The following is a 5,429-nucleotide window of genomic DNA, read 5'->3' as shown; positions in this document are numbered from 1 at the left end:
TGAGCCAGGATCAAACTCTCGTTAAAAAAGTAACGGTGTTTAAACCGTCAAATGATCCTTAACTAGTTCGCTAGCTAAAAATTTATTACTTGTTGTCGTTACGAAATTAATTGGTTAAACTCCTAAGAGTTTAAGCATATAACATCTTTTTGTTCGTTCAGTTTTCAAAGGTCAATCGTTATCGGCTCTCGCTGACAACTGCTTTAGTATATCACGCCCGCTGATTTGAGTCAACAACTTTTCTATCAAATAAAATTGTTTCTCCCAAGAAACTTCTTTAGGACTTACTAATAATAACATGTTGTCTCTCAGTTTGTCAACTGTTTTTCGAAGGCATTGTTTCTCATACCTAGCTTTACAAAATCAACGTACTCTCAATATAAGAGTAGTTCAAAAAAATCATTTTGCATTCCCGCAACTGTTTTTCTTCCTTCTCTTATCAAGGACATTTTCTATAATACCAAATCATTTTACTGCCGTCAACAAGTTTTCAAACTTTCTTTTTGCACTCATCACAAAGACCATAAACTTCTAGCCGATGACGTGAAATAGCAAACCCAGTGACATGAGCTGCTAAGCTTTCAACTTCTTCTAAACCTGGATACGAAAAATCAACTATTTTTCCACAATTATCACAAATCGCATGGTAATGTTCATGCGAGGCAAAATCAAAGCGACTCGATACATCACCATAAGACAGTTCTTTCACAATCCCCGCATCCTTGAATACATGAAGATTATTATAGACAGTTGCAACGCTCATATTTGGATAATTCGGAGCCAACGCTTTATATATCTCATCTGCAGTCGGATGTGTATGGGCTTCGATTAGAAAGTTTAAAATTGCTCGTCTTTGTGGCGTAATTCTCACACCTCGATGTTTTAAAACATCAATCGCTTCTTGTAGATGATCATGTGTATGTTCCATGATATATCATCCTTTCACTTACTTTTTTATAACTATTCTCATTCTACTGTTAAGGTCGACCAACTGTCAATGATTCCTATCGCTGTTTTTCATTAAAGAATTCATTATTTCAAAAAAAACACTAATCTTTAAAGATCAGTGTTTTTCACAACGTCATTATTCGGATGCAGCGAACGGTATTGATTATAGTACCAAAAATCAATATAGTCATCTGAAAAAGGTCCCTTTTTATCGAGTACCCACTCTGTCAAAATGCCTAGCTGTTGTTTCAGGATACGATCAACCTCTTCGGGATAATGCATTGAACGTTTTCGGAACTCATATTCATCTTCGTCTAACAAATGAAAACTCCCATTTGGGAACACTTTAATATCTAAATCATAATCGATATACTTAAGTGCTTCGTTATCAATCAGATAAGGAGAACCAATATTACAATAATGATGGACCCCATCTGCACGTATCATCGAAATTACGTTAAACCAATGTTCTTTATGAAAATAAGAAATTGCTGGTTCTCTCGTAATCCATTTGCGTCCATCAGATTCCACCACCAGCGTTCGATCGTTTCCGCCGATAAGTAATTGATCAGTCGCCTTTAAAACAGTCGTCTTTTTCCAGGTACGATGAAGTTTACCGTCGTGTTTATAACTTTGAATCTTAATGACGTCCCCTTCATTCGGAAGACACATTGTTATAACCTACTTTCTGGAATAACTCATAACTCTAACACTCGTTCTTCGACTCACTTATTAAGTCATCTAAGCAACGACTACGGCATCATTATGGCTGTTTTGCGGCAAATACTGCTTGATAGCATCTAAATACAAGCACAATATAACTAGTGTTCATGGTTATATTCTATTTACAACTAATTTCACTAATAAGTATACCATAAGGATGTAATAAAATTAAAGCGGTACCGTTATTTTATGAAACGGGTAATGAGCGCCCACCGTCAATGACAAGCGTCTGACCACAAATCATTTTAGCTTGATCTGAAACTAAAAACATCACCGCATCAACAAGATCTTCCGCTTGTACCATGCGGCCCATTGGTGTGTGTTTAATTGCATCCGCCAACAACTCCTCACGGTTCGGGAAATGGTCCAGCGCCTCTGTTTGTACAACGCCTCCTGACACTGCATTTACGCGGATACCTTCACTCGCTAATTCAACACCTAAATATCGCGTCAAGGCTTCGACTGCGGCTTTCGAGACGCCCACCGTTGTGTAATTTTCAAGTACGCGCATTGAACCAATTGAGCTCAAGCTCACAATCGCACCGCCTTCTTCGGTACGAGTCATCAATTTAGCCGCTTCTTGCGCTGCGAACAAAAGTGATTTAGCATTGATTGACATCGTCCAATCCCAATGTTTTTCTGTCAATTCCATCACCGGTTTCAAGACACCACTGGCTGCATTATTAATAAACACATCTAAACGACCGAACTCTGATGCGACTGTTGCAAACAATTCTTGGATTTTAGTGACGTCACCTACATTAGCTTTGACGATTAAACATTTTCGACCTAAGGCTTCTATTTCCGCCTGTACTTCTTCGGCTTTTTTACGATTACGATTAAAATTAACAACAATATCATAGCCTTGTTCCGCTAAACGAATTGCTATTAAGCGCCCAATCCCTCTACTACTACCTGTTACTAATGCTACCTTATTCATCTCTCATTCCACTCCTTGTTTTTAAATATAATTGCCATACTTTTTGATACGGTACCGGAAACGGTAAGTGTTTCATTGCAGTAATCGAAACAAAACGGTAGTTTTCCGGTAGTTTAAACTCATCGGTTGTGATGATACCGGTTAGTGTCTCAACTTCCCACTTCAGATGCGAAAAGACGTGTTTGACTTGCCCGAGCGACTCTTGATTGACATACACCGGTAAATCAAGACCGATTTTGAAACTTGTCGCTAGGTCGGCAAAGGGTTTATCCGCTTCTATAGAAGGAAACATCCACATATTAGCCAATAACCCTGTCTCGGGTCGTTGCTGCACGAGAATTTCGCCAGCGTTATTTTGAATAATCGCTGTTACTAAGTACCTTTGCTTTGTTTTAATTTTTTTTGTTTTGACTGGAAAGTTAAGCATGGTCCCACTAGCATGCGAACGGCAATATTGCGCCACTGGACACGCAGCACATTTTGGGTTTTTAGGCGTACAAATAGTGGCACCCAAATCCATCAATGCTTGGTTAAAGGCACCTGGATTTGTCTGTGATATTGTTTCAGCAACGACCTTTTCAAACACTTTGCGTGTTTTAGCTTTCGCGATATCATCTTCAATTTCCATCAAACGTGAATAGACACGATACACATTACCATCCACTGCTGGCTCTGGTTGATTATAAGCGATACTTAAAATAGCACCGGCTGTATAAGGTCCAACACCTTTAAGCGCTAAAACCGTTTCTTTATCGGTTGGCACTATGCCATCATACAGTTCCACGACTTCTTTCATAGCTGTTTGTAAATTGCGCACGCGTGAATAATAACCTAATCCTTCCCACGCTTTTAAAATCAATTCTTCTGGTGCCTCCGCAAAAATATGCATCGTCGGAAACAGTGTCATAAAACGTTCGAAGTAAGGGATAACTGTATCTACTTGTGTTTGTTGCAACATTATTTCTGATACCCATACCCGATAAGGGTCTCTGTTTTCACGCCACGGAAGCTCACGTTTTTCATCTTCATACCAGGTAACGAGATTATCTGGGAATTGTTGTTTTTCTTGTTCACTCCAATTACTCATCACTCTTTTAGCGACTCCTTTTTGATACATCAGTGACAACACTGTATAATAACAATTAGATAATGGTATTAGTCAGTAACGCATTTATTATCTTTTTTATTATAACGAGTATTCACTATGATTACTAGGAGGAGATTTAATGGACTCAGCCACACATTTAGCTATGGGGATTGCAATTGGCGGCTTGGCAACCGTTGACCCTGCTTTTCAAACACCTGATATTAGTATGCTTGGACTGATGGGTGCGATGGTTGTTGCTCAACAGGCCCCTGATATTGATACTATCTTAAAACTTAAAGGAAACGGCATTTACATTCGGAATCATCGTGGCCTCACGCACTCATTACCGTTTCTCCTCATCTGGCCTGCTTTAATAACGCTTGTTTTCGGATACGCCTTTCAATTTAATTGGCTCCATTTATTCCTTTGGAGTTGCTTCGCTGTTTGTCTGCATGTGTTTGTTGATATATTCAACGCTTACGGCACACAAGCCTTAAGACCTTTCAGCAGACAATGGATTGGACTTGGTTTCATCAATACCTTTGATTGGTATATTTTCGGAAGTCATGTACTAGCAGTTCTTCTGTGGATGCTGTACCGGCAACCACTTATCATTTTCGGTACGATGTATTTGAGTTTAATCGCTTATTACGTATTGCGCTACTCCATCCAACGTAGTGTACGTCGCTCAACTATTCGTCTTATCGACGATGAGGTCGAAGAAATAATGATTTCATCAACTTCACATTTTTTTTCAATGGCGTATTGCTGTCATTACAAAAGATACCTATTATGTTGCACGCGCCTATCGGACACAGGTCACGATGCTTGAAAAATTCAAACGACTTCCTTTACCGATGGAAGACCCTATTATATTAAAAGCGTTAGAAGATGAGAACATTCGTTCATTTCTATCGTTTTCAAAAGTATACCGTTGGCAACTCGAACGTCTCTCTGACAATGGCTATTTAGTCGTCTTTACCGATCTACGATATCGTAGCAACGGACATTATCCGTTTGTAGCTGTCGTTAAACTCGATCAACACCTACATATCCATTCTTCTTATACGGGGTGGATTTTCAAACAAGGAAAACTACAAAAAAAACTATACTTAGATGAACATTATTTATAATACAGCAAAGTAGTAAACCAATATGGTTTGCTACTTTTCCCTTCCAATTATGAGGGAAGCTGTTGCGGGCGTTGCCTCATCCTCCTCGCTGCGGTGTATTCGTCTAACGCTTTCCCATTACGCGCAGTCCCCCCTTAAATCGGTCGGAAAAAATCTGTTGAACGTATTTTTGCTGATGCAAAAGAAAAGCATGGTATGCGATGGACGCGTTATCGTGGAATCGATACGTGACATTGCAGATGATGTTGACTTATACTGTAATGAACTTGAAAAAAATGGTGAATTGGGATTGGAATCCCTCTGTTAAAATAAAAAAAGTCATTTTTTTAATGACAATAACAAAAAAAGCAAATTTTCTATCGAAAATCATCGATAGACAATTTGCTTTTGCTACAAGATGACTTGACTGAAAAGAAACGTTGTTATATCCTCTCGTATTTAAATCCTAAACTTGGGTGATTTCAAAAATAACGCATCGACGGGAAATAGTCGAGACGTTATTTTCTCCAATCACTGCCGTTTAGAACGGCTTTAAATTCTTTTGTTCTAGGAAACACGAGCCTTTGAGGTGAGTGTACAGATGGTACTCGACTCCGAG

General features: G+C 38.9%; 4 protein-coding genes and 2 pseudogenes. 2 read left to right on the top strand and 4 right to left on the bottom strand.

Translation table 11 applies throughout. From position 1 onward, the window contains the following. Window positions 1–490: 490 nt before the first annotated feature. From perR to mutY, 4 genes are all read right to left on the bottom strand, one after another. Window positions 491–928, bottom strand: a complete 438-nt coding sequence (gene perR / locus BCAMP_RS10190) for a peroxide-responsive transcriptional repressor PerR (protein ID WP_035315411.1) — start codon at window positions 926–928, stop codon at window positions 491–493. Window positions 929–1,056: 128 nt separating this feature from the next. Next, window positions 1,057–1,620, bottom strand: coding sequence for a nucleoside tri-diphosphate phosphatase (ntdP, locus tag BCAMP_RS10185; protein WP_051457039.1), 564 nt, complete (start codon window positions 1,618–1,620; stop codon window positions 1,057–1,059). A gap of 238 nt (window positions 1,621–1,858) precedes the next feature. Continuing rightward, window positions 1,859–2,611, bottom strand: coding sequence for an enoyl-[acyl-carrier-protein] reductase FabL (gene fabL / locus BCAMP_RS10180; RefSeq protein ID WP_035315410.1), 753 nt, complete (start codon window positions 2,609–2,611; stop codon window positions 1,859–1,861). Then, window positions 2,604–3,698 (bottom strand): A/G-specific adenine glycosylase, encoded by a 1,095-nt coding sequence (gene mutY / locus BCAMP_RS10175; protein ID WP_035315413.1) that lies wholly within the window; start codon window positions 3,696–3,698, stop codon window positions 2,604–2,606. The genes fabL and mutY overlap by 8 nt, the downstream gene beginning before the upstream one ends. A 139-nt stretch (window positions 3,699–3,837) precedes the next feature. On the opposite strand from mutY, the pseudogene BCAMP_RS10170 reads away from it, so the two are divergent. Next, window positions 3,838–4,831, top strand: a pseudogene (locus tag BCAMP_RS10170) (metal-dependent hydrolase). A 144-nt stretch (window positions 4,832–4,975) separates the two neighbouring features. Continuing rightward, window positions 4,976–5,232 (top strand): annotated as a pseudogene (locus BCAMP_RS14485) (transposase); the annotation flags it as partial. Window positions 5,233–5,429: the final 197 nt, after the last annotated feature.

It is taken from the genome of Brochothrix campestris FSL F6-1037, assembly GCF_000525915.1.
In the GTDB taxonomy this organism is placed as follows: domain Bacteria; phylum Bacillota; class Bacilli; order Lactobacillales; family Listeriaceae; genus Brochothrix; species Brochothrix campestris.
This window is presented reverse-complemented; position numbering and strand designations above follow the sequence as displayed.

Bases quoted from the DNA above. Each gene is read 5' to 3' on its own strand.
- perR (WP_035315411.1), bottom strand. From the start codon at position 928: ATGGAACATACACATGATCATCTACAAGAAGCGATTGATGTTTTAAAA.
- ntdP (WP_051457039.1), bottom strand. From the start codon at position 1,620: ATGTGTCTTCCGAATGAAGGGGACGTCATTAAGATTCAAAGTTATAAA.
- fabL (WP_035315410.1), bottom strand. From the start codon at position 2,611: ATGAATAAGGTAGCATTAGTAACAGGTAGTAGTAGAGGGATTGGGCGC.
- mutY (WP_035315413.1), bottom strand. From the start codon at position 3,698: ATGAGTAATTGGAGTGAACAAGAAAAACAACAATTCCCAGATAATCTC.